21 protein-coding genes and 1 riboswitch are annotated in these 22,929 nt (G+C 75.3%); of the genes, 10 read left to right on the top strand and 11 right to left on the bottom strand.

Features of this window, described 5'->3' with window-relative positions:
* Positions 1-76: 76 nt before the first annotated feature.
* The 5 genes from LQ327_RS08415 (at position 77) to LQ327_RS08395 (ending at position 5,776) form a co-directional block, all read left to right on the top strand.
* Positions 77-1,600, top strand: coding sequence for a flavin-containing monooxygenase (locus LQ327_RS08415; RefSeq protein WP_230731530.1), 1,524 nt, complete (start codon positions 77-79; stop codon positions 1,598-1,600).
* Positions 1,597-2,481 (top strand): SDR family oxidoreductase, encoded by an 885-nt coding sequence (locus tag LQ327_RS08410; RefSeq protein WP_230731528.1) that lies wholly within the window; start codon positions 1,597-1,599, stop codon positions 2,479-2,481. The genes LQ327_RS08415 and LQ327_RS08410 overlap by 4 nt, the downstream gene beginning before the upstream one ends.
* Positions 2,482-2,660: 179 nt before the next feature.
* Positions 2,661-3,875, top strand: a complete 1,215-nt coding sequence (locus LQ327_RS08405; protein WP_230731527.1) for a cytochrome P450 family protein — start codon at positions 2,661-2,663, stop codon at positions 3,873-3,875.
* A 50-nt stretch (positions 3,876-3,925) separates the two neighbouring features.
* On the top strand, positions 3,926-5,092 hold the full coding sequence (locus tag LQ327_RS08400) for an Hsp70 family protein (protein WP_230731525.1): 1,167 nt from the start codon (positions 3,926-3,928) through the stop codon (positions 5,090-5,092).
* A 48-nt stretch (positions 5,093-5,140) separates the two neighbouring features.
* Entirely contained in the window at positions 5,141-5,776 is a 636-nt protein-coding gene (locus LQ327_RS08395; RefSeq protein ID WP_230731523.1) for a DUF1707 SHOCT-like domain-containing protein, read from the top strand.
* 25 nt (positions 5,777-5,801) lie between these two features.
* On the opposite strand, the gene cobA is transcribed toward LQ327_RS08395, so the two are convergent.
* From cobA to LQ327_RS08350, 9 genes are all read right to left on the bottom strand, one after another.
* Positions 5,802-7,016 carry a uroporphyrinogen-III C-methyltransferase gene (gene cobA / locus LQ327_RS08390; RefSeq protein WP_230731520.1) on the bottom strand — a complete coding sequence of 405 codons (1,215 nt, stop codon included), beginning with the start codon at positions 7,014-7,016 and terminating at the stop codon, positions 5,802-5,804.
* Between the two features lie 22 nt (positions 7,017-7,038).
* A complete protein-coding gene (gene cobT / locus LQ327_RS08385; RefSeq protein ID WP_230731518.1) occupies positions 7,039-8,814 on the bottom strand; it encodes a nicotinate-nucleotide--dimethylbenzimidazole phosphoribosyltransferase in 1,776 nt (591 codons plus the stop codon).
* Complete coding sequence (cobC, locus tag LQ327_RS08380; protein WP_230731516.1) at positions 8,811-9,857, bottom strand: Rv2231c family histidinol phosphate aminotransferase CobC; 1,047 nt, start codon at positions 9,855-9,857, stop codon at positions 8,811-8,813. Before cobC ends, cobT begins: the two co-directional genes overlap by 4 nt.
* Positions 9,854-10,237: a hypothetical protein gene (locus LQ327_RS08375; protein ID WP_230731514.1), complete on the bottom strand. Its 384-nt coding sequence runs from the start codon at positions 10,235-10,237 to the stop codon at positions 9,854-9,856. The genes cobC and LQ327_RS08375 overlap by 4 nt, the downstream gene beginning before the upstream one ends.
* A 66-nt stretch (positions 10,238-10,303) precedes the next feature.
* A riboswitch (cobalamin riboswitch) is annotated at positions 10,304-10,474 on the bottom strand.
* Positions 10,475-10,551: 77 nt separating this feature from the next.
* The gene (locus tag LQ327_RS34635) at positions 10,552-11,127 is read right to left on the bottom strand and encodes a helix-turn-helix transcriptional regulator (protein WP_308286269.1); all 576 of its coding nucleotides are present in this window, start codon (positions 11,125-11,127) and stop codon (positions 10,552-10,554) included.
* Between the two features lie 116 nt (positions 11,128-11,243).
* Entirely contained in the window at positions 11,244-12,194 is a 951-nt protein-coding gene (locus LQ327_RS08365; protein ID WP_230731512.1) for an asparaginase, read from the bottom strand.
* 1 nt (position 12,195) lies between these two features.
* On the bottom strand, positions 12,196-12,771 hold the full coding sequence (locus LQ327_RS08360; protein ID WP_230731510.1) for a cyclodeaminase/cyclohydrolase family protein: 576 nt from the start codon (positions 12,769-12,771) through the stop codon (positions 12,196-12,198).
* A 71-nt stretch (positions 12,772-12,842) separates the two neighbouring features.
* Complete coding sequence (locus LQ327_RS08355) at positions 12,843-14,540, bottom strand: formate--tetrahydrofolate ligase (protein ID WP_230731508.1); 1,698 nt, start codon at positions 14,538-14,540, stop codon at positions 12,843-12,845.
* An 81-nt stretch (positions 14,541-14,621) separates the two neighbouring features.
* Complete coding sequence (locus LQ327_RS08350) at positions 14,622-14,867, bottom strand: hypothetical protein (protein WP_230731505.1); 246 nt, start codon at positions 14,865-14,867, stop codon at positions 14,622-14,624.
* Positions 14,868-14,953: 86 nt separating this feature from the next.
* On the opposite strand from LQ327_RS08350, the gene mobA reads away from it, so the two are divergent.
* From mobA to LQ327_RS08330, 4 genes are all read left to right on the top strand, one after another.
* Complete coding sequence (mobA, locus tag LQ327_RS08345; RefSeq protein WP_230731503.1) at positions 14,954-15,598, top strand: molybdenum cofactor guanylyltransferase; 645 nt, start codon at positions 14,954-14,956, stop codon at positions 15,596-15,598.
* A gap of 226 nt (positions 15,599-15,824) precedes the next feature.
* Positions 15,825-16,310 (top strand): hypothetical protein, encoded by a 486-nt coding sequence (locus LQ327_RS08340; protein ID WP_230731501.1) that lies wholly within the window; start codon positions 15,825-15,827, stop codon positions 16,308-16,310.
* Positions 16,311-16,336: 26 nt separating this feature from the next.
* Positions 16,337-16,774, top strand: coding sequence for a PPOX class F420-dependent oxidoreductase (locus tag LQ327_RS08335; protein WP_230731499.1), 438 nt, complete (start codon positions 16,337-16,339; stop codon positions 16,772-16,774).
* Positions 16,771-17,220 carry a cupin domain-containing protein gene (locus LQ327_RS08330; protein WP_230731497.1) on the top strand — a complete coding sequence of 150 codons (450 nt, stop codon included), beginning with the start codon at positions 16,771-16,773 and terminating at the stop codon, positions 17,218-17,220. The genes LQ327_RS08335 and LQ327_RS08330 overlap by 4 nt, the downstream gene beginning before the upstream one ends.
* 9 nt (positions 17,221-17,229) lie before the next feature.
* Here the strand turns inward: LQ327_RS08330 and LQ327_RS34630 are convergent, their stop codons facing one another.
* A complete protein-coding gene (locus LQ327_RS34630) occupies positions 17,230-21,213 on the bottom strand; it encodes a transglycosylase domain-containing protein (protein ID WP_230731496.1) in 3,984 nt (1,327 codons plus the stop codon).
* Between the two features lie 394 nt (positions 21,214-21,607).
* Between LQ327_RS34630 and LQ327_RS08320 the strand changes: the two genes are divergently transcribed.
* Positions 21,608-22,087, top strand: a complete 480-nt coding sequence (locus tag LQ327_RS08320; RefSeq protein WP_230731484.1) for a hypothetical protein — start codon at positions 21,608-21,610, stop codon at positions 22,085-22,087.
* 70 nt (positions 22,088-22,157) lie between these two features.
* On the opposite strand, the gene LQ327_RS08315 is transcribed toward LQ327_RS08320, so the two are convergent.
* A complete protein-coding gene (locus LQ327_RS08315) occupies positions 22,158-22,916 on the bottom strand; it encodes an SDR family NAD(P)-dependent oxidoreductase (RefSeq protein WP_230731482.1) in 759 nt (252 codons plus the stop codon).
* Positions 22,917-22,929 lie beyond the last annotated feature (13 nt).

Genomic DNA, 22,929 nt, shown 5'->3' with positions numbered 1-22,929 from the left:
GGCTTATGGTACCACCTCGTACCATTCTCTCCGGCAGTCGGTACGTAGTCGTACCAACATGGGAGGGACCCTGAGCATGTCCACGGAGACCGCACGCCCCGCCCCTGGCGCCCATGGCGACGGGCACATCCCGCACCTGTCCGTCGCCGTCGTCGGCAACGGCTTCTCGGGCCTCGGCACCGCGATCCGCCTGCGTCAGGCCGGCGTCGAGGACTTCCTGGTGTTCGAGCGGCACTCCGACGTGGGTGGCACCTGGCGGGACAACTCCTACCCGGGCTGCGCCTGTGACGTGCCGAGCCACCTGTACTCGTTCTCCTTCGCGCCGAACCCGGACTGGAGCCGGTCGTTCTCGGCGCAGCCGGAGATCCACGCTTACTTGCAGCGGGTCAGCCGCGAGTACGGCATCGGGGAGTTCACCCGCACCGGCCACGAGGTGCTCGAGGCCCGCTGGTCCGACGACGACCAGCGCTGGACCGTGACGACCACGCAGGGCACCTGGACCGCCGACGCCGTCGTGCTCGGCTCCGGCGCCCTGTCCGACCCGTCGTTCCCGGACGTGCCGGGCCTCGGGTCGTTCGAGGGCGAGGTCTTCCACTCGGCCACCTGGCGCCACGACCTCGACCTGCGGGGCCGCCGCGTCGCGGTGATCGGCACCGGCGCCTCGGCGATCCAGTTCGTGCCGGAGATCGCCCCCGTCGTCGGGCACCTGAGCGTCTTCCAGCGCACGCCCCCGTGGATCATGCCGCGCCGCGACCGCGCGATCACCGGGATCGAGAAGTGGGCCTTCCGGCGCTTCCCCGCGCTGCAGCGGCTGGTCCGCGAGGCCATCTACTGGGGCCGCGAGACGTTCGTGTTCGGGTTCAAGGATCCGAAGCGGATGGCGAAGGCCGCCGGGCTCGCGGAGAAGCACATGCGCACCCAGGTCACCGACCCGGCGCTGCGCGAGAAGATCACGCCGGACTACGCGATGGGCTGCAAGCGCATCCTGCTGTCGAACACCTATCTCCCGGCGCTGGACCGTCCGAACGTCGACGTGGTGACCGAGAAGATCACCGAGGTCCGCCCGCACGCCGTCGTCACGGCGGACGGCACCGAGCACGAGGTCGACACGATCATCGCGGGCACCGGCTTCGCGATCAGCGACCTGCCGATCAGCCACCGGGTGATCGGACGCGACGGGCGCTCCCTCGCCGAGCACTGGGGCGACACCATGTTCGCCCACAACGGCACGATGATCGCCGGCTTCCCGAACCTGTTCACGCTGCTCGGCCCGAACACCGGGCTCGGCCACAACTCCGTCGTGTTCATGATCGAGTCACAGATCAACCTCGTCATGGACGTGCTCCGCCGCCTGCGGACGTCCACCGTCGGCGCCGTCGAGCCCCGCCAGGACGTGCAGGACCGGTTCGTCGCCGAGATGCAGCGCCTGACCGAGGGCACGGTGTGGGTCGACGGCGGGTGCTCGAGCTGGTACCTCGACGGCCAGGGGCACAACTCGGCCCTCTGGCCCACGTTCACGATGCCGTTCCACCGCCGCCTCAAGCACATGAAGACCGACGAGTACGTCCTGTCCCCCGCACGAGCCCTGGAGCAGTCATGACCTACGACATCACCGGCAAGGTCGTCCTCATCACCGGCGCCGCCCGGGGCATCGGCGAGGAGACCGCCCGCCAGGCCGCGGCGAAGGGTGCGCGCGTCGCCCTGCTCGGCCTCGAGCCGGCGCGGCTGGAGCGGATCGCCGGGGAACTGGGGCCGCAACACACCTGGGCGACCTGCGACGTCACCGACCAGGCCTCGCTCGACGCCGCCGTCAAGCACACCGTCGCCGAGCTCGGCGGGATCGACGTCGTCATCGCGAACGCCGGCATCGCCAACCAGGGCACCGTCGCCGAGAGCCCGGCCGACGTCGTCGCGCGCGTCATGGAGGTCAACCTCATCGGGGTGTCCCGGACGGTGTCGGCCACCGTCGCCGAGGTCTCCAAGCGCCGCGGCTACTACCTGCTCGTCTCCTCCCTGGCCGCCTTCACCGCGCTGCCCGGGATGGCCGCGTACTGCGGGGCGAAGGCCGGTGTGGAGAACTACGGCAACGCGCTGCGCTTCGAGCTCGCCTACCGGGGCGTCGGCGTCGGGACCGCGCACATGGGCTGGATCGACACCGACCTGGTGCGCGACGTGAAGGCCGACTCCCCGACCTTCGAGGACACTCTCAAGAAGCTCCCCGGGCCGCTCGGGGCGCTGAGCTCGGTCGAGGAGTGCGCGACCGGGTTCCTCGAGGGCATCGCCAAGCGCAAGCGGCGGGTGTTCGTCCCGAAGTCGGTGGGCGTCGTGGCCGCGCTGCGCCCGATCACCTTCTCGTGGCTGGGCGACCTGCCGATCCTCGCGCAGGCGAAGAAGATGGTGCCGCAGCTCGAGGAGCAGTTCCGCAAGACCGGCCGCTCGTTCGGCGCGAACTCGGCCGGGATGGGCGAGCCGAAGGCCTGAGCCCGGGCGTCCGGCTCACTCCCTCCCGACTCACCCCCTCCCGACCGGAACGAACGGCACTTTCGTCACCTACGAAGGTGACGAACGTGCCGTTCGTTCCGGTCCGGCGGCGAGCTTCATTGAGCGAACCCTCACCGAAATCACCCGGACCCGACGGCCGCGGTGCCACACTCGCCGTCATGACCGCCGACCTCGCCACCGGCCCCGTCTTCACCGACGACTACTGGGTCGACCCGTACGCCACGCTGTCGCGGCTGCGCGAGATCGCCCCGGTGCGCGAGGTCGACCTGCCCGACGGCGGGTCGACGTGGCTGGTCACGCGCTACGCCGACGTGCGCGCCGCGTTCACCGACCCCCGCCTCGCCAAGGACCCCCGGGCGCTGCTGCCCGAAGCCGAGCGCCCCGCCGAGCCGCTGATCCCGGGTCCGTCCGGGCACATGCTGCTGCTCAACGACCCGCCGGTGCACACCCGGCTGCGCAAGCTCGTCGTCCAGGCGTTCACCGTGCGGCGGGTGGCGGCGATGCGGCCGCGCATCGAGCAGATCGCCTCCTCGCTGCTCGACGCACTCCCGCCGGACCAGCCGGTCGACCTCGTGGCCACCTACGCCGTCCCGCTGCCGATGGCGGTGATCTGCGAGCTGCTGGGCGTCCCGCCGGTGGACCGCGAGGCCTTCGCGACCTGGTCGAACACCATGATCGACTCCTCGCCCCAGGCGGCCAAGGAGCAGGCGTCGGCCAGTCTCGCCGCCTACCTCGCCGAGCTCGTCGAGGCCAAGCGCGCCGAGCCCGACGACGCGCTGCTCTCCGGGCTCGTCGTCGCCTCCGAGGACGGCGACCGCCTGTCCGACACCGAGATCGTCGCGATGGGCATGATCCTGCTCATCGCCGGCCACGAGACGACTGCGAACCTGGTCACCAACAGCGTGTTCGCGCTGCTGCGCGACCCCGATCTGCGCGCCCGGGTGGTCGCGACCCGCGCCGCGGGCGAGCCGCTCGCGCCGCTGGTCGAGGAGTTCCTGCGGTGGGGCTCCCCGGTGTCGAACGCCCCGGCCCGCTTCGCCGCCGTCGACGTCGAGCTCGGCGGGGTGACGATCCCCGCGGGCGCGACCGTGACGCTCTCGCTCGCCGCCGCCAACCGCGACCCGGCCCGCTTCGACGCCCCGGAGCTGCACGACGCCGACCGCGACCTCTCCGGGCACCTCGCCTTCGGCCACGGCATCCACTTCTGCCTGGGCGCCTCGCTGGCCCGGCTCGAGGGCGAGGTCGCGCTCGAGACGCTGCTCGACCAGTACCCGGACCTCGAGCCCGCGGTGGGCCTCGACGAGGTCGTCTACCGGCACAGCGTGCTGATCCACGCCCTCGCCGGACTGCCGGTGCGGCTGCGCCCCGCCTGAGCACGGGACGGGCGAGATCACGCCGTGACGGGCGCCCTTAGGGTGTGCGCATGGGAGACCCGCGCTGGGTGCTGGCGGTGGACCACGGCACCTCGACGACGACGGGAGCCACAGCCGACGTCGACCCCGCCGACGGTTGGACCCGGGTCGCCGCGGTCCGGGTCGACGGTGACGCCACGGTGCCCTCGGTGGTGCTCTCCCGCACCGATGGCACCGTCCTCGCCGGCCGCCCGGCCCTCGACGCCGCGCACGCCGACCCGCAGGCCGCCGTGCTGCGCGGCCGCTCCTACCTCGCCGCGGCCACCGGCGGCCCCGACGACCCGCTGCTCGCGACCTGGCCCCGCCCGACGACGGCGGTGAACGTCGCGACCGCGCTCGTCGCCCGCGTCCTGCAGGCCGAGGCGGGCCGCCGCGGCACCCCACCGGCCGTCCTGACCCTGCTCCACCCGGCGTCGTGGACCGATCCCGACACCGGCCCCGCGGCGCTGCTCGTGGCCGGTCGTTCGGCGCTCGGCGCGATCGCGGACGGCGGCGACGTCGAGCTCGCCCTGCTCGCCGCGCCCGAGGCCGCCGCGATCCGGCTCGGCGGCTCCGGCCCCGTCGTCGTCGCCGATCTGGGTGGGGGCGGCACGGAGGTCGCGCTCGTCGACCGCGAGGCACCCGACCCCGCCACCACCACGGCGACGCTGCGCGCCGGGGTCCCCGCGCGGACCGTCGACGTCGGCGCCGAGTCCCTCGACGACGCCCTCACCCAGCTGGTCCTCGACCGCGCCCCCGCCGCGCTGGCCGAGCGGATCCGGTTCTCCAGCGACGTCGAGGCCCACCGCGCGTGGTTCTGGCTGCGCCGCGGCGTGCACGACGCGAAGACCCGGCTGGGCACCGAGGGGTCCGTCGACGTCGACGTGCCGGTCCTGGCGCCCGAGCACCCGGCGCCGGGCGTCGTCCGGCTCACCCACGCCGACCTGGGCCCGATGTTCGCCCCGGCACTGGAGCAGGTGGGCGCGGCCGTCGTCGGGCTGCTCGACGACGCGGACGCCGGCCGGCCGCCGCTGCTGGTGCGCGGGGGCGTCGCGGCCCTGCCGGGCATCCGCGACTGGCTGGCCGCCCGGACCGGCTGCGCGCTCGCCGGCGCGGACGACCCGGGCGCGACGGCCCCCAACGGCCAGGTCTGCGGCGCGGCCGCGTGGGCAGCGGGCCGGGCCGGTCTCGGGGGCTGACGGCCGACTCCCTCGCCACCGCCGCGTCCGCGGGCCAGGATGGGTCACGTGGGGGACGGGGAACTGCGGATCGGCGACCGGGAACGGCGCGAGATCGACGACCGGCTCCGGGCCGCCCACGACGACGGGATGCTGACCCTCGTCGAGTACGACGAGCGCGCGAAGGCGGCCTACGCGGCGAGGTTCCGCAGCGAGCTGGACCCGCTGATCGCGGATCTGCCGGCTCCCGTGCCGCAGCCCGCCCCCGACGAGCGGCCGACGACGGCCACCGAGCCGGCCTGGCACGACGACGCGCGCCCGCCGGAACCCGAGCACCACGGACGGCACCGGGGCAGGCGCGGACTCCTCGGCCTCGTCGTGGTCGCCGTCGTGGCGATCGTGGCGCCCGGCGTCGTCTCCGCCGACCAGGGCGCGGCGGTGTTCGGCAGCCGCACCGTGCAGGTCGCGCCCGGGGAGTCGACGGTGCAGGTGGGCGTGCTGTTCGGGTCGACGAAGGTCGTGGTCCCCGACGGCACCCACGTCACCACGACCGGCACGACGATCTTCGGCAGCACGAACTGCGACACCGCCTGTGCGCCCGGGCCGCCGGGGGCGCCGGAGGTCCAGGTGTCCGGGCGCGGGGCGTTCGGCAGCATCCAGGTGCTCACCGCGACGGAAGGTGCGCTCCGCGCTCGTGAGCACTAATTGATGCCGGAGCATCAATTTCTGCTCACACGCGCGCCAGCGCACCTACGGCGCCGATCACGACGACCGCGGGCGGGCGGATCCCCGCCGCGGCGATCGCCCCGGGCAGCTTGGCCAGCGTCGCGCGGGCCGTCGTCTCCCCCGGCAGCCCGCCCTCCTGGACCGCGACGGCGGGCGTCTCCGGGTCCCGGCCACCCGCGACGAGCGCCTCGGTGATCAGCCCGATGTTCTCCACCGCCATGAGCAGTACGATCGTGCCGGTCAGCCGGCCGAGCGCATCCCAGTCGACGAGCGACTCCGCGTGCCCGGGCGGCAGGTGGCCCGAGACGACGACGAACTCGTGGGTCACCCCACGGTGGGTCACCGGCACGCCGGCGAGCGCGGGGACGGAGATCGCGCTGGTCACCCCCGGGATGACGTCCACCGTGATCCCGGCGGCCGCGCACGCCTGGATCTCCTCGTAGCCGCGGCCGAACACGAACGGGTCGCCGCCCTTGAGCCGCACCACGCGGTTGCCGGCCTTGGCCTCGTCGACCAGCACGGCGTTGATCGTGTCCTGACTCATGTACCGGCCGCGGGGCAGCTTCGAGGCGTCGATGACGGTGACGTCGGGCGGCAGTTCGTCGAGCAGCGGCTGCGGGGCGAGCCGGTCGGTGACGACGACGTCGGCCTGCGCGAGCGCCTGCCTGCCCTTCACCGTGATCAGCCCCGGGTCGCCCGGCCCTCCGCCGACGAGGGTCACGCCGGGGTTCACCGCGCGGTGGCGGCGGTCGGCGAGGGTGCCGCTGCGCAGGGCCTCGACGACGCCGTCGCGCACGCCGCTCGCGCGGCGCGGGTCGCCGCCGCCGAGGACCGCCACCGTGACGTCGTCGTACCGCCCGACGGCGGGGGTGACCGCGGTGCCGTCGTCGGCGGCGTCGGCGCGCACGCAGAAGACCCGGCGCGCCTCGGCGGCCGCGGCGATCTCGGCGTTGACCTCGGCCGAGTCGGTGGCCGCCACGCAGTACCAGGCGTCGTCGAGGTCGCCCGCGGCGTACTCGCGGGCCTCCCAGATGATCTCGCGGGAGTCGGCGAGCGCCTCGAGCGCGGTGGTGACGGCGGGGCTGACGACGACGACGCTGGCGCCGACCTCCAGCAGGCCGGCCACGCGGCGCTGGGCCACCGACCCGCCGCCGGCGACGACGACGCGGCGGCCGGTCAGGTCGAGACCGACGGGGTAGAGCGTGCTCGCCGTGCTCACGATGGGTCCGATCCTCCGGTCCTCAGGCGTCCTTGCTCGCGACCCCGGCCGCGTCGAAGGTCGCGACCTCGGCGAGCGCCCGTGCCGCGGCGGCGACCAACGGAGCCGCCAGGAGGGCTCCGGTCCCTTCGCCGACCCGCAGTCCGAGGTCGAGCAACGGCTCCAACCCCAGATGGGTCAGCGACAGGGTATGGGCAGGCTCGACCGAACGGTGCCCCCCGAGCCAGCCGTGTGACGCAGTCGGGGCCAGCGCGGCCGCGACGAGGGCCGCCGCGCCCGCGACCACGCCGTCGACGACGACGGGTGTGCGCAGCGCGGCCCCGCCCAGCAGCAGGCCCGCGATGCCCGCGATCTCCAGCCCGCCGACGGCGGCGAGCGCTCCGAGCGGGTCGGCCTCGGCCGGCCGTTCCGACCGAAGGGCACCTTCGCTCGAATCGGGGGCGAGCAGGCCGTGCAGCTCGAGCGCCTCGCGGACCACCGCCGTCTTGTGGGCGAGCATCGCGTCGTGCACCCCGGTCCCGCGCCCGGTGACCACCTCCGGCGACTCCCCGGTGAACGCCGCCACGAGCGCCGCCGACGCCGTCGTGTTCGCGATCCCCATGTCGCCGGTGACGAGCAGCCGGTTGCCCGCCGCCACGAGGTCGCGGGCCACCTCCACCCCGGCGACCAGCGCCGCCCGCGCCTCCTCGCGCGACATCGCCGGACCCGCCGTCATGTCCGCCGTCCCGCGCCGGACCTTGCGCGGCAGCAGCCCCGGCGCCTCGTCCAGCTCCGCCGCCACGCCGACGTCCACGACGACGACCTCGGCGCCCACCTGGTTCGCGAAGGCGTTCACCGCGGCGCCGCCGGCGAGGAAGTTGGCGACCATCTGGTGGGTCACCTCCTGCGGCCACGGCGTCACCCCGCGGGCGTGCACCCCGTGGTCGCCGGCGAACACCGCGACGACGGCGGGCTCGGGGATCGGCGGCGGGCAGTCGCCGGCGAGCCCGGACAGCCTTACCCCGACCTCGGCCATCTGCCCCAGCGCCCCGGGCGGCACGGTCATGCGGGTGAGCCGTTCGCGCGCTGCGGCCTCGCCCTCCGTGACGTCGATCGACGCGCAGGCCTCGATGGCGCCGTCGAGGGCGTCGCCGCCGCCGTGGTTGCCCCAGGTGTCGGTGTGCACGGCCCACTCCAGTGGTCGGCGCCGGGCCCAGCCGGCGGATTCGAGCTCGGGGGCGCCGGCGAACTCCGACACGTGCCCGAGGCAGAGGTACGCGACGATCTCGAGGTGCTGCGGCAGCCCGACCCGCTCGCCGAGCAGCGCGGCCAGCTCCCGCTCGCGGAAGAAGCTCACCCAGCCGACGCCGAGGCCCTCGGCCCGCGCGGCCAGCCACAGGTTCTGCACCGCCCCGGCGACCGAGTGCGCCGCCATCCGCGGCTGCGTCTGCCGGCCGAGCACGTGCCGGCCGCCGCGCGTCGGGTCACAGGTCACGACGACGCCGAGCGGCGCCTCCCGGATGGCCTCCACCTTGAGCCCGGCGAACGCGCGCGCCCGGGCCGCGGGCAGCGAGGCCGCGAACGTCGCGCGCTGGTCGGCGGCCAACGACGCCAGCTCGGCGCGCAGGTCGTCGTCGCGCAGCACCAGGAAGTCCCACGGCTGCGAGAACCCGACGCTCGGGGCGGTGTGCGCGGCGGCGAGCACCCGGCGCAGCACGTCGTCGTCGACGGGGTCGGTGGTGAACCCGGTCCGCACGTCGCGGCGGGCCGCGAGCACGCGGTGCAGCGCCGCCGCGTCGCCCGCCTCCAGCGCGCTCACAGCACACCTGCCAGCGCCGCGACGAATGCGTCACTGATCGTCCGGTCCCGGACGGCGACGCGAACGTGCTCACCGCCCAGACCCGGGAAGGTGTCCCCGCGGCGCACCGCCCAGCCCCGGTCCCGCAGCGCCGCCCGGACGTCCGTCCGCCCCGGGGTCCGCAGCAGCAGGAAGCTCGCGGCCGGGTCGCCGCGGACCTCGACCCCGGGCACTGCCGCGAGCGCGGCGATCAGGTGCGCGCGGTCCGCGGCGAGATCCCGGGCCGCGGAGTCCGCCTCGGCCCGCGCCGCCGCCGTCGTGCACGCCTCAATCGCGACCAGCGCGGGCGTGGACACCGACCACGGCGGCGCCGCGGCGGCGAGCCGGTCGACGAGCTCAGGCGGGGCGAGGACGTAGCCCACGCGCAGGCCCGCGAGGCCCCAGGTCTTGGTCAGGCTGCGCAGCACGACGAGCCCGGGCAGGTCGGTGCGCGCGGCCAGCGACTCGGACTCGCCGGGCACGGTGTCCGCGAACGCCTCGTCGACGACGAGCACCCGCCCCGGCCGGGCGAGCGCCGCGACGACCTCGGCCGGGTGCAGCACCGAGGTCGGGTTGGTGGGGTTCCCGACGACGACGAGGTCGGCGTCGTCGGGCACGAGCGCCGGGTCGAGGCGCAGCGCGCCGTCGAGCAGGACCCGCTCGACGTCGTGGCCCGCGGCGCGCAGGGCCGCCTCGGGCTCGGTGAACTGCGGGTGCACGACGACCGCGCGCCGGGGCCGCAGGGCCCGCGCGAGCAGCACGAACGCCTCCGCGACCCCGGCGACCGGCCACACCTGGTCAGGGCTGCGGCCGTGGGCGCGCGCCGCGGCGGCCCGGGCGGCGGTGGCGTCCGGGTAGGCGGCGAGCCCGGTCAGCGCGTCGGCGAGACGCGCGGCGAGCCAGGCGGGCGGGGTCCCGGCCCGGACGTTGACGGCGAGGTCGACCAGACCCGGACCGACCTCGGCGTCGCCGTGGTGGGCCAGGTCGACGTCGGCGAGCGGGCCGGTCACCGGGACCGACGTCACCGCACCTCCCGCGCCCGGCCGTCGGGGCGGGCGGCGGCGCGCAGCAGCAGCGCCTCCGCGGCCGGCACCGACGCGGCGAGGACGGAGGTCACGGCGAGCGGCGCGGCTCCGGGGTCCCAGCCCTCGGCGTCCATGCGCTCGCACAGCTCGTGGGCCAGCGAGTCGACCCGGGCGAGGACCTCGGCCCGTGACCGGACCGGACCCGCTCCCAGGTGCTCCAGCGGCAACGGGTCCTCGGCGATCCAGGCCGCGGCGAGCGCGCTGCGGAGCTCGCCGATCAGACGGTCGCGGACGTCCGGGCGGGGGCAGCCGGTGCGGCGCCGCAGCGCGCGCGGGCCGGCGGAGGCCGGGGTCCGGCCGAATTCAGGAACGTGCGTCATCGCAGGCCTTCCTCGGGTTCCTCGCCCGATCGGCCGCAGCCCCTCGACGGGACGGCGGCAGGTGGCACGTCGCGACGGCAGGAGTCTCCTGGCTCCCGGATCGCTGCTCGCCCCGGCCTTCCCGCCGGTCTCCCGGCCGTGGCCATGCGTGGGGTCCGCTCCCCGGTGACAGTGGCGGGACCGCGCCGGATTCGCACCGGCTTCCTCCCGTCCGTCAACGGAAGAGGTCACCACACGGCGCGTGTCCGGGTCAACGTCGCGCAGGCCACGACGACGGCGCGGTCGTGCGACGTCGGACGACCGGCCCCCGGTCGTCAGCGCAGGATGCCCTGCCGGAATCCGCGCGCGACGGCGTCGGCCCGATCCCCTGCCCCGAGCTTGCGGAACAGCCGGCGGGCGTGGGTCTTGACGGTGTCCTCGGCCAGCTCCAGCGCCGCGGCGATCTCGGAGTTGGACAGGCCCTCGGTCATGCCCAGCAGGACGTCGAGCTCGCGCCGGGAGAGCTCCGCCGAGGAGGGGCGCCGTCCGGCGGCGAACGGCCGGGGGCCGATCTCCTCGCCCGAGCGCAGGAATCCCCGCGCGCCGAGGTCGAGGGCGGTGGCGGCCAGCCGGTGCTCGGCGTCGCGCCCGGCGTCGGGCGGACCGGCCACGAGGACGGCGAGATCCGGCACCGCCGCGCGGATCGCCGTCACCGCCACGCTCCAGGACGAGCCGGGGCCCCCGGTCGAGACGTCCGCGGCCACGACGACCAGGTCGGGCTGCTCGCGGGCGACGGTCACGAGCAGGTCGCCGAGATCGACGCCCGTGATCCGGTCGAAGCCGGCGTCGATCGTGCGCGCCACCCGCTCACGGACGTCGGGGTCGGCGGCCGCAACCACACAGAGGGGCATGCGGACTCCTCACGGAACGGGGGAGCCGGAACTCGACCCGGGGATGGCGCAGGAGCGTCAGACTCCCACACCGTGATCGCCCATCCGACGTCACCCCTCCGACACGTTTCGTGACATCACTCGGCCGAGTCGGCGGGTGAACCCCCCGGCCACCGGGTCCGCCATCCCCCGACCGGACGCCCACCCCCGACGACGGCGGGCGTGGTCACCGCGGTGAGCGCGGGTGCCCCCGCGGGGCCGAGGAGATCTGCCAGGACCGGGCCGAGCGCGCGGGCCTGGCCGTCGTCGACCTTCGCCGCGAGGGCCCTGCCGTCGGGCAGCGCCACCACGAGCACACCCTCGGCCCCGCTCTTGGCCAGGACGCCCGGGACCTCCGTCATCAGCACCGTGTCCAGGCGCCCGGTGCCCGCCACCAGCCACGGATGGGCCCGCATCGCGGCCGCGACCCGACCCGCCGTCGTCCCCTCCCCGGCCCGGGCGAGGCGCCACGGGAGCCGGGCGAGGTCGGTGAGCGTGGTGGCGAAGGCCGGCGCCCCGCAGCCGTCGGTGCTCGCGGTGAGGACCGGGCCGGCGAGGGCGGTGACCGCGGCGCGGCAGCGCTGCTGCAGCGGATGGCCGGGGTCGAGGTATCCCGGGTCGCCGCCGGTCGCCACGAGCATGGCGGCGTGCTTGCCCGAGCAGTTCATGGCCAGCGGCTCGGGGCCGTGCCCGGTGGCGAGCCAGGCCCGGGCCGCGTCGGCGCCGAGCGGGAGATCGGGGACGCAGCGCAGCGCGTCGGGGGTGAGGTCGTGGCGGGCCAGCAGCGCCGTGACCGCCTCGAGGTGGCGGCGCTCGCCCGAGTGCGATCCCGCGGCGAGGGCGGTCTCGGCGTCGGTCAGGTCGGCGCCCGCGGTCTCGAGCACGGCCACGGCCTGGGCCGGCTTGAGCGAAGAGCGGCCGTAGACCGGCCGGTCGACCTCGCCCGCCGTCGTGACCGGCGTCCCGTCGGGATCGAGGACCACCAGCGACACCGCGTGCACGGACTCGACGACGTCGCCGCGGGTCATCTCGACGCGGACGGGCTCCACGTCAGAACGCCGCCCGCTCGGCCAGCCGCCGGGCCTCCCCCGCGCGCTCCTCGGCCGCCTCGACCCGGGGGTCGCCCCAGCCGTCGAGACCGCCCGCGACCTCGCCGGTGTCCGCGATGTTGGCCCCCACCAGCGCGGACGCCGACTCCGCCGCCGCCGCGGCGAGCAGGGCGGCGGTGACGGCGTCGCCGGTGAGGGCGTCCGGACCGTGCTCGGCGAGCGCCGCGGCGATCTCGGTGACCCGGCACGCGGCGCCGAGCACGTCCATCGGCACCTGCACGATCGCCTCGGTGGCCCCGGCCGCGCCGCCCGGGGAGTTCCGGGCGGCGAGGAAGCCGGAGAAGGCGGCCACGTCGTCGTCGGCGAGGGTCAAGGCCTGCGCGCGGAGGCCGTCGAGCTCGTGGGCGAGGTCGAGCGCCGCCGGGTCGGTGCGCGCGGCACCCCGCGCGACCTTCCCGGCCAGCCCCGCGGCGAGCGCCGTCGTGGCGGCCGCCGTCGACCCCGCCGCCGGCCCGGGACCGCGGGCCGCCAGGGCCTCGGCGAACGTGCCCAGCGGCACGTCGCCGAGCGCCTTCACGAGGTGCCTCCGGCATGTGAGCACAAATGGTCGCTATAGCGACCATTTGTGCTCACGAGCGCGCAGCGCACCTAGAACAGCCCCACGATGGTCCCGTCGGGCTTCACGTCGATCTGGTGCGCGGCCGGGTTCTTGCCCAGGCCCGGCATCGTCCGCATGTCGCCGCAGATCGGGTAGACGAACCCGGCCCCGACCGACGCGCGCACCTCCCGCACCGGCATCCGCCAGCCGGTCGGCGCGCCGAGCAGCTTCGGGTCGGACGAGATCGACAGGTGGGTCTTCGCGATGCACACCGGCAGGTTCGAGAAGCCGTTGCGCTCGTAGAGGTCGATCGAGGAGTTCGCCGCGGGCGCGTAGTCGACGCCGTCCGCCCCGTAGACCTTCGTCGCGACGGCCTCGATCTTCTCGCGCAGCGGGGTGTCGTCGGAGTAGAGCAGCTGGAAGTTCGACGGCTCGTTCGCCGCCTCGGCCACCGCCTCCGCGAGCTCGGCGCCGCCGCGCCCGCCGTCGGAGAAGTGCGTCGACACGGCGACCCGCGCGCCCATCTCCTCGGCGATCTCGCGGATCGCCTGGTGCTCGGAGGGATGGTCGGTCGGGAACGCGTTGATGCAGACCACCGGCGAGACGCCGTGGATGCGCATGTTCTCGATCTGCTTGCGCAGGTTCGCCCCGCCCTGGCGCACCTCGTCGGGGTTCTCCGCGAGCAGCGCCTCGGGCAGGTCCTTCCCCGCGACGATCTTGTGGTTGCCGGAGTGGGCCTTGAGCGCCCGCACGGTCGCGACGACGACGGCCGCGTCGGGCGTCATCCCGGACGCCCGGCACTTGATGTTGAAGAACCGCTCCGCGCCCATGTCGGCGCCGAACCCGGCCTCGGTGACGAGGTAGTCCCCGCCGTGGATGCCGATGCGGTCGGCGACGATCGAGGAGTTGCCGTGCGCGATGTTGCCGAACGGCCCGGCGTGCACCAGGACCGGCGTGTTCTCCAGCGTCTGCATGAGGTTCGGCTTCAGCGCGTCGCGCATGAGCGCCGCCATCGCGCCCGAGCCGTGGATGTCCTCGGCGGTCACCGCGTCGCCGTCGCGGGTGTACCCGACGACGATGCGACCGAGCCGCGCGCGCATCTCCTCGAGCGAGTTCGACAGGGCGAGGATCGCCATCACCTCGGACGCCGAGGTGATGTCGAAGCCGGACTCGCGGGGGACCCCGTCCATCCGGCCGCCGAGCCCGGTGACGACGTTGCGCAGCGCGCGGTCGTTGACGTCGAGCACCCGCCGCCAGGTCACGCGATAGGGATCGAGGCCCGACGCGTTGCCCTGGTAGAGGTGGTTGTCCAGCACCGCCGAGAGCATGTTGTGGGCGCTCGTCACGGCGTGGAAGTCACCGGTGAGATGGAGGTTGAACTTCTCCATCGGGACGACCTGCGAGTAGCCGCCACCCGCGGCCCCGCCCTTGATCCCGAACGTCGGCCCCATCGACGGCTGCCGGATCGCGACGACCCCGCGCTTGCCGATGTGCGAGAACGCCTGCCCGAGCCCGACGGTCGTCGTCGTCTTGCCCTCGCCGAGCGGCGTCGGTGTGATCGCGGTCACGACGACGTACTTGGCTCGCGGGCGATCGGCCATGGCGTCGATGGCGTCGAGCTCGATCTTGGCGACGTCGCGGCCGTGCATCTCCAACAGGTGGGGAGGCAGGTCCATGGCCGCGGCGACGTCGTCCAGCGGCTTCAGCGTCGCTTTCTGGGCGATCTCGAGGTCCGACGGGATGCTCATGGCGAGTCACACAAGCAGACGCCACGGCTCCCGTCGACGCGAAGGGGTAGCCACTCACACGCGGCGGGCCCCCGTAAGGATTCAGCCCTCGAGCCAGAGCCGGCGTCGTTCCTCGTGGGTACGCGCCTGGGCGATCCGGCCGATCCGGCGGGTCTGCTCCGCGCCGGCGCCACCCTGCGCCACCGCCCGCTCCGCGGCGGCCATCTCGCGGTCGGCGCGGGCCTCGTCGGCGTCGGTCGGCATCGGCGCGATGTATCCGCGGCGGGCGTCCTCGGGCTCCGCCGCGCGCCCCGGCGCCTCGGGGGCGCCGCTCGGCGTGCTGCTCACGGTTCCTCCTCCGGATGTACGCCGGACTCCCGGCCGGGAGTCCGTCCCCGTCGGGATAGACGTCAGGGGCGCGCCACAATCGGCCTGTGTCCCAGACGACGCTCCCCGCCGCGGCCGCGGTGGTCCTGGCCGGCGGCCGGTCGCGGCGCATGGGCACCGACAAGGCGCTCCTGCGCTGGGGCGACGGCTCGTTGCTCGAGCACGTCCTGGGGGTGCTGGGCACGGCGGTGTGCGGACCGCTCGTCGTCGTCGGCGCCGCCGGATCCCCCCGGGCGGTCGATCACCCGCGCGTGATCCCCGTCACCGACGACGCCCCCGGGCTCGGGCCGCTGCAGGGGATCGCCACCGGGCTCCGGGCAGCGGCCGCGCAGGACAGCGCCGTCGCGTTCGTGTGCTCGGTGGACCTGCCGCTGCTGCACCCCGCCTACGTCGGCGCGGTACTCGCCGCGCTCGGCGACGCCGAGGTGGCGCTGCCGGTGCTCCACGGCCACCGCCAGCCCCTCGCGGCCGCCTACCGCACCGCGCTGGGCGAGCGCGCCACGGCGCTGCTCGACGCGGGCGCCCGCCGCCCCGGGGACCTGTTCGCCGCGAGCACGGTCCGCGAGCTGTCCGCCGTGGACCTCCTCGCCGACCCGGCCCTGCGCGCCGTCGACCCCGCCCTGGACGCCGTCCGGGACGTGGACACCCCCGAGGAGTACGCGGCCCTCGTCCGCGGTCGCCCGGAGTCCTGACCGGCGGCGGTCGATCGGCACGGCCCGCGCTCCATGATCACCGGGATGACGAGCTCTTGAGGCCCTGGCGTCCAGATCCTCGTCATCCTGGCGATCATGGGCGGCCGCACAGCCCGCGCCGCCTCCCGGCACCCGTGAGCGCCCACTCGGCGACCCGACCCCGCACGAACCCGGCGAACCCGACCCGCGGAGGGCGCTCGGCGGCGCGCCGTGACACCGTGCCCGGGTGAGGACCAGCGACGGTGCGCCCCGGGTGGTGATCGGCCTCGTCGTCGTCCTGCTCACCCTGCTCGCGGGGTGTTCGGGCGGGAGCCCCGCGGACATCCCCTCGGGCCAGTCCTCGGACGGGGCCGCCACCCAGGGTCCGGTCGTGGAGGCGCGCTCGCCGGACGCCGCCCGCTCCAAGCTGCGGCTGGCGCTCGCCGACCCCTGCTACGCCTCCCCGGACGCCCGCGCCGTGTGGCCGCGCTGCGGGCGATGGGTGGAGGAGGCGGCCGGGATCGCCCGCACCGCGGCGAGCGCCCTGCCGAACGACGCGGCCGTGACCGGCGCCGTACCCGCCGTCGCCGCCGCCCACGACGACTTCGTCGGCCGGGGCTGCCCGTCCACCGGCCCCGCCGTCCCGCTCGACGCGAACGCGTGCGTCGGTGCGCTCACCTCGGTGCGCACCGCGGTCGGGCGGCTCTCCGCGGCGCTCGGCCAGGCGTCCTGACGCCGGACGCCCCTACCCTGGGGATCATGGCGAGCCTCTCCGATCCCGACATCCGCGCCTTCCTCACCCACGGCACCCGCACCGGCAAGCTCGCCTGGACGGCGAAGGACGGCCGGCCCCTCGTCGCCCCGATCTGGTTCCAGCTCGAGGGGTCCGGGGCGGACAGCACGCTGGTGTTCAACACGGGCGCCGACACCGCGAAGGGTCGGGCGCTGGCCCGCGACCCCCGGGTGTCGCTGGCCGTCGACCTCGAGGAGCCGCCGTTCGCGTTCGTGCAGGTCCAGGGCTCGGTGACGCTGTCCGAGGACCCCGACGAGCTGCTGCGCACCGCCACCGAGATCGGCGGCCGCTACATGGGCGCCGAGAAGGCGACGGAGTTCGGGCGGCGCAACGCCGTGCCCGGCGAGCTGGTCGTGCGCCTCGCCCCGACGAAGGTCCTCGCGTCGCTGGACATGACGGCGTGAGCGGGCGGCCCGCCCTCGCCGCCGAGCTCGACCTCGAGGCCCACCCGGAGGGCGGGTGGTACCGGCGGGTGTGGGAGTCGGCGGTGACCGTCGAGCCGCCGGGCTACGGCGCCACCCGGCCCACCGCGACCGCCATCCACTACGTCCTCGGTCCGGGCGAGGAGTCGATGTGGCACCGGGTGCGCTCCGACGAGCTCTGGTTCTGGCACCGCGGCGCCCCGCTCGCGCTCTGGCTCGGCGGCGACGGCGACGCGCCGGTCGAACCGGACTCGGCGCTGCGCCTGGGGCCGGGCTCCGCCCCGGGTGAGCGGCCGGCCCTGCTCGTCCCGGGCGGGCACTGGCAGCGAGCCGCCCCGGGCCCGGGAGGTCCCGACGACGGCGCGGTGCTGGTCAGCTGCGTCGTCTCACCGGGCTTCGACTTCGCCGACTTCACGACGGCGGGCTGACCGCCCGGCTCAGGGGGTCCCGGGCTCCGTCGGGTCCTGCGCGGGCGCCTGCTGCTGCTCGGCCGGCTGCTGCTGTTGCTGCTGCGGCGCCGCCGGTTCCTCCGCCTGCGGGGCCGGCGGCTGCTGCGTCGGGGCCGCGGTGGGCGCGGCACTCGCCGAGGGCTGCGTCGGGGCGCTCGCCCGGGTCGACGGCTTCGACGTCGTGGTCGGGCTCGCCGAGGAGGTCCCGGCCTGCTGGCCCTCGCCGCTCGCCGTCTCACCCGGGTCGGTGCCGGCGACCGGCACGAAGTCCCCGAACGACTGCTTGGGCGTGCCCTGCGTGGCGCCGTTCATGAACGACTGCCAGATGTCGCTCGGGATGCCGTGCCCGTAGATCGGCTTGCCGTCGCCGTACTGGATCGGCGTGTTGTCGTCGGTCCCGACCCACACGGAGGCGACCACCGAGGGCGTGTAGCCGACCATCCAGGCGTCGTTGTTCTGGTTGTCGATGTGCGACTGGACGGTGCCGGTCTTGCCCGCCGCCTGCCGTCCACCGGAGAGCTGCGCGCCGTCGTAGGTCGGCACGTCGCGCATCGCCTCGGTGACGTTGCGCGCGACCTTCGGGTCGATCCGCGGCTCGCCCTGGTCGGCCGCGTGGTCGTAGAGGACCTCGCCGCTCGACGTCGTGACCTTCTGGACCAGGTGCGGCTTGTGGTAGACGCCGTCGTTCGCGAACGTCGCGTAGGCCCCGGCCATCTCCAGCGGGGTGACCTCGACGTTGCCGAGCGCGATGCCGCTGTTCGGGTTGTCCAGCTTCGCCGAGATCCCCGCCTGGTGGGCGGCGTCGGCCACGGCCTTCGGACCCACCTCGTTGCCGAGCGCGGTGAAGACGACATTGTTCGAGAGCGTCATGGCGCGCTTGAGCGAACAGCTGCTGCAGTCCGCCCCCTCGACGTTGCGGACCGTCTTGCCCGGGATCTGCTGGCCGTCGAACTGGGTGCTGATCCCGATCGGGGGGTTGCGCTCCAGCGCGGCGAGCATGACGAACGGCTTGAACGTGGACCCGGCCTGCTTCTGCACCTGGGCGTAGTCCAGGCCCGACCCGTTGTCGCCGCCGTAGTACGAGAGCACGTCGCCGGTGCGCGGGTCGACCGACACCGCGGCCGAGCGCAGGTTCCCCGGCTTGCCCTTCATCTCCTTCTGGACGGAGTCGGTCGCCTCCTGCTGGGCCTTCGGGTCGATCGTCGTCTGGATCTGGAGGCCCTCGGTGACGAGCGCGTCCTCGTCGATGCCGAGCGTGCGCAGCTCGTCCTTGACCGCCGCGTAGATGTGGCCGCGGTCGTCGTCCGGAACGCCGTTGATGGTCTTGCGCGGGGGCGCGGTCGCCGGGAACGTCGCGGCCGAGCGCTGGGCCTGGGACAGCCACCCCGACGAGACCATGCCGTCCATGACGTAGTTCCAGCGCCGCTGGGAGCCCTCGAGGTTGACCGCCGGGTCCCACTGCGACGGCGCCTGGATGAGGCCCGCGATCACGGCGCCCTCGGCCGGCGTGAGCTGCTGGACCGGCTTGTTGAAGTACGCCTGCGAGGCCGCCTGGATGCCGTACGCGCCGCGGCCGAGGTAGATGCTGTTGAGGTAGTCCTCGAGCACCTGGTCCTTCGAGTACTCCTGCGTGATCTTCGCCGAGATGATCAGCTCACGGAACTTGCGGAAGTACGAGTGCTCGTCGCCGACCATGGCGTTCTTGACGTACTGCTGCGTGATGGTCGACCCGCCGCCGGCGCCGCCGGTGATCTGCTTGAACGCCGCGTGCAGGATGCCGCCGATGTCGAACCCGGAGTTCGTGTAGAAGGTGCGGTCCTCCGCCGAGAGCACGGCGTGCTGCACCGCGGGCGGGATCTGGTTGATCGTGACCTTCTGCCGGTTGCCCTGCTCACCGGGGGCGACGCGGGCGATCACGCTGCCGTCGGAGAACGAGACCGTGTTGAGCTGGCTCTCGACCGCGGAGTCCGCGTTCGGCACCGGGATGAACAACCACCCGAGCGCGAAGGTGAGGATCGGGACGCCGATGAAGGCCGCCAGCAGCGCGTAGCTCGCGCGGCGGCGGCGACGCCACAGCCACGCATGGGTCGTCAGCGCGGCCGGGTCCTTGCCGTCGAGGTAGGCCTGCACGCGGCCGTCGACCCAGTGCCCCGCGCCCACGAGACGCTCGCCGCCGGGCCAGTGGCGGACCTTCGCGGCCACGGCGACGACGAGGGCCGCGATGGCGGTGGCGATCCGGCCGCGCGGCGGGGCCGGGCGCTCGTCGGCCTCGCGGTCCGCGCCGCGGCGGGTGGCGGACGGGGTCGGGCGGCTGCCGGCACGCCCGCGTCCGGCGGCGCGGCTGAGTCCGTCGCGCCCGGCGGCGCGGCGCTCGGCGCGGGTCTGCGCGGACTGCGGGACGGCGGCGGTGCGGGTGGTCGAGGTGCGGTTCGTCGAGGTGCGGGTGGTCGACGTCGGGCGCGCGGTGGTCGTCGCGTCCCGCCCGCCGGCGTCCTTCTCGTCCTCGTCGTCCGGCGACCCGAGGGGGTCGACGGCGGGTCCGATGGCGGTGCCGTCGGGGGTGCGCGCCGGGGGGACGGTCGGCGTCGGCCCGGCCGCGGGCTTGGTCCCGGGCTTGGCCGCGGTCCCGTTGGCCGCGGTCCCGTTGGCCGCCGTGGTGCCGTTGGCGGTGGTGCCGTTGGCGGTGGTGCCGTTCGTGGGCTTCGCGGGCGCGCCGTTGACGGGAGCGCCGTTCGGGGCGCTGCCGGGCTTCGCGGGAGCGCCGTTCGGGGCACCCGTGGGCTTGACCGGCGCGCCGTTCACCGGTGCGCCGTTCGGGCCGCTACCGGGCTTCGCCGGAGCACCGTTCGGCGTGCCCGCGGGCTTCGCCGGGGCACCGTTCAACGCGGTCGCCGGCTTCGCCGGAGCGCCGTTGGTCGGGCCGGCGTTGGTCGGGGGCCCGGCCGGCGGGCGCGGACCCGATCCGGTCCCCGGAGCGGCGGGCGGGCGAGGGCCGGAGCCGGTGCCCGGGCCGGCGGGCGGAGCACCGGCGGGCCGGGCGGGAGCCGCGGCGCGGGCGTTCGCGCCGCCGGTCGCCGGTGCACCGGTCGTCGCGGGACCCTTCGGACCGGGACCGCCGGTGGTCGGGCCCTGCGGAACGGGGCCGCTCGGCGTCGGACCGCTCGGAGCAGGACCGTTGGGCGTCGGGCCGTTCGGGGCGGGGCGGCCCGGCGCGGGCTGGCTCCCGGGGCGAGCGGCCGGACCCGCCGGCGGCACCGGACCCGCGGGGCGGCGCGGGCCGGGCGGCGCGGGGGGCGGGACCGAGGCCGGCGCAGAGCCGGGAGCGCCAGGGCGCGACGCGGGGGCACCGGGACGCGAGGCGGGGTCGGCCGGAGCCGGACCACCCGGGCGTCCCGGCGGCACGGCGAGCGCCTGGGGTCCGGAGAGCGAGTGCGGGGCGCGGGGCGCCACGGGAGCGTCATCGGGGCGACCGGACCCGGTGCGCGGAGAACCGTTGCCACCCGAGCCGGAGCCGGACCCGGGCCCCGAGCCGGTACGCGGCGGCGGCGGGGGCACCGCGGCGGGCGGCGCCAGCGCGGTGGAGCGGGTGCCGCCACCGCCGAAGGACGAGGCCCCGGACGTCGAGCCGGTGTAGCTCGACCGGGTCGACGTCGAGCTCGGGGCGGCCGGTGTCGCCGACCACGGGCTGTTCTCCTGCCCGGACGAGCTCGAGCCCGCGCCGACGCCGGCGGGCTCCGGCTCGGCGTGACGCCCGCCACCGGGAGCACGGAACGAGGAGGAGTTGAAGGCCGAGGGGAGACCCACGGGCGGCGAGGGGGGCGCCGGGTCGTAGGGCGGCCGCGTCCGGAAGATCTCGCCGTAGTCGCGGTCCTGGTCGGAGCCCACGTCCGGGTCGCGCGGCTCCGGCCCGGGCCCCTGGTCCGGATCGGAGGTGCGTTCATGGCGCGACGACCGGGAATGCGCACCCGCCACCGCTCCACCTCCCGCATCCGCATCTGATCGTTCTGAACCGACCCGATTGCATCACGATCTGGTCACCACCTCGCACCAGTCCGTCACCTCCGTCGCCACGCGCAATCAATTGGCGACGAACGGTGACTCGATCCGGTGTCCGGTAGGGCTCGCACGACCAGCCGTCGGTCATGCGACCCCGTGAGTGAGCAACGGCCGAGACAGGACTCGGCTACAGGGGTGATGCGGCATGCTCCGTGACCGGATGGAAACATGCGGCGAGCGGCGTGACCGACTCCTGCTCGTGGGTGACACTGTCCCCGCTCGACGGGATCCTGCCGGTCGGCGACGGACCTGAACCGGCCCCACACCGCGAGCACACCGTGTCATCACGCCAGACGCCGAGAGGTGGGTCATGACCGACGAGCCGGACGAGGCGTCCGGGGACGCCGACAGGCCGGGGGCGCGCGGGGCCGAGGGGCCCGACGCCTCCCGGGACCGGTCCGGTCTGGTGGCGGGCGAGGCGGCGGCGATCGCGCGGTTCGGCGAGGGCCCGGCCCTGTTCTCCGCCGACGTCCCGGCGCCGCGCCACCCGCACGTCGGGCCGCTGCTGCCGCACCGCCGGATCGCCACCTGGCCCACCGAGGCGTTCCCGGCCATGAGCGCCGCACCCTCCACCGAGCTGGTCCGGGCACGCCGCGACCTGCCCGCCCGCCGCGTCGACACCGTCCTCTCCACGTGGGCGCGCGCGGGATCGGCCGCCCGCCGAGGCGTCGAGGTCGTCGTCGACTGGACCGCGCGGGGTGTCGTCGCCGCCGTCGACGCGGTCGGGACCGCCGCCCAGGCCGTCGTCACCCTCGTCTTCGGGCCGGAACGGGCCGGCGCCCGCCGATAGGTGCGTTGCGCGCCTGTGAGCAGTAATTGACGTCATAGCGTCAATTACTGCTCACGAGCGCGAAGCGCACCTACAACTGCACCCCTCGCGTCAGCGCCCCGTCGACGACGAGGTTCGTGCCGCTGACGAAGGACGCCGCCGGGCTGGCGAGGAACGCGACCGCCCGGGCGATCTCGTCGGGCCGGGCCATCCGCCCCGTCGGGTTGAGCCCGAGCGCGTGGGCGTACAGGTCCGGGTTGTTCGCCTCGATCGACTCCCAGACGCCGCCCGGGAAGTACACGTTGCCGGGCGAGACGGTGTTGGCCCGCACCCGGCCGGCGAGCTGATGGGCCAGCCCCTGGGTGTAGTGCACGATCGCGCCCTTGACCGTGCCGTACGGCCCCGCCGCGAAGTCGATCTCCCGGCCGGAGACGCTCGAGATGGTGACGATCGCGGCCGCGTCCGAGGCCTCCAGCGCGGGCATCGCCGCCTCGACGAGCCGGACCGTGCCGAGCACGTCGGTGCGGAAGGACGCCTCCCAGTTCTCCTCGGAGGACGGGATCGCCAGCGCGGACACGTTCGCGACGACGACGTCGATCCCGCCGAGCTCCTCGCCGGCCGAGGTCACCCACGACCGCAGCGCGTCCCCGTCGGCGACGTCGACCGCCGCGCCGCGCACCGCGCGCCCGGACGCCGACAGCTCGGCGACCGCCTTCTCGACGCCGTCCGCGGACCGGGCGCAGAAGGCGACGGTCGCGCCCTCGTCGGCGAGGGCCTCGACGATCGCCCGTCCGATGCCCCGACTGCCGCCGGTGACGAGGGCTCGCCGCCCGGCCAGACCGAGATCCATGGGTTCCTCCGGA

This window comes from Actinomycetospora endophytica (assembly GCF_021026375.1).
GTDB lineage: Bacteria > Actinomycetota > Actinomycetes > Mycobacteriales > Pseudonocardiaceae > Actinomycetospora > Actinomycetospora endophytica.
The sequence above is the reverse complement of the archived record's forward strand: the minus strand, read 5'-3'. Positions and strand labels throughout refer to the sequence as shown.

What these genes read in the sequence shown, in the direction of transcription:
- LQ327_RS08415 (WP_230731530.1), top strand. Translation starts at nt 77, where the DNA reads ATGTCCACGGAGACCGCACGCCCCGCCCCTGGCGCCCATGGCGACGGG.
- LQ327_RS08410 (WP_230731528.1), top strand. Translation starts at nt 1,597, where the DNA reads ATGACCTACGACATCACCGGCAAGGTCGTCCTCATCACCGGCGCCGCC.
- LQ327_RS08405 (WP_230731527.1), top strand. Translation starts at nt 2,661, where the DNA reads ATGACCGCCGACCTCGCCACCGGCCCCGTCTTCACCGACGACTACTGG.
- LQ327_RS08400 (WP_230731525.1), top strand. Translation starts at nt 3,926, where the DNA reads ATGGGAGACCCGCGCTGGGTGCTGGCGGTGGACCACGGCACCTCGACG.
- LQ327_RS08375 (WP_230731514.1), bottom strand. Translation starts at nt 10,237, where the DNA reads ATGACGCACGTTCCTGAATTCGGCCGGACCCCGGCCTCCGCCGGCCCG.
- LQ327_RS34635 (WP_308286269.1), bottom strand. Translation starts at nt 11,127, where the DNA reads ATGCCCCTCTGTGTGGTTGCGGCCGCCGACCCCGACGTCCGTGAGCGG.
- LQ327_RS08355 (WP_230731508.1), bottom strand. Translation starts at nt 14,540, where the DNA reads ATGAGCATCCCGTCGGACCTCGAGATCGCCCAGAAAGCGACGCTGAAG.
- LQ327_RS08335 (WP_230731499.1), top strand. Translation starts at nt 16,337, where the DNA reads ATGGCGAGCCTCTCCGATCCCGACATCCGCGCCTTCCTCACCCACGGC.
- LQ327_RS08320 (WP_230731484.1), top strand. Translation starts at nt 21,608, where the DNA reads ATGACCGACGAGCCGGACGAGGCGTCCGGGGACGCCGACAGGCCGGGG.
- LQ327_RS08315 (WP_230731482.1), bottom strand. Translation starts at nt 22,916, where the DNA reads ATGGATCTCGGTCTGGCCGGGCGGCGAGCCCTCGTCACCGGCGGCAGT.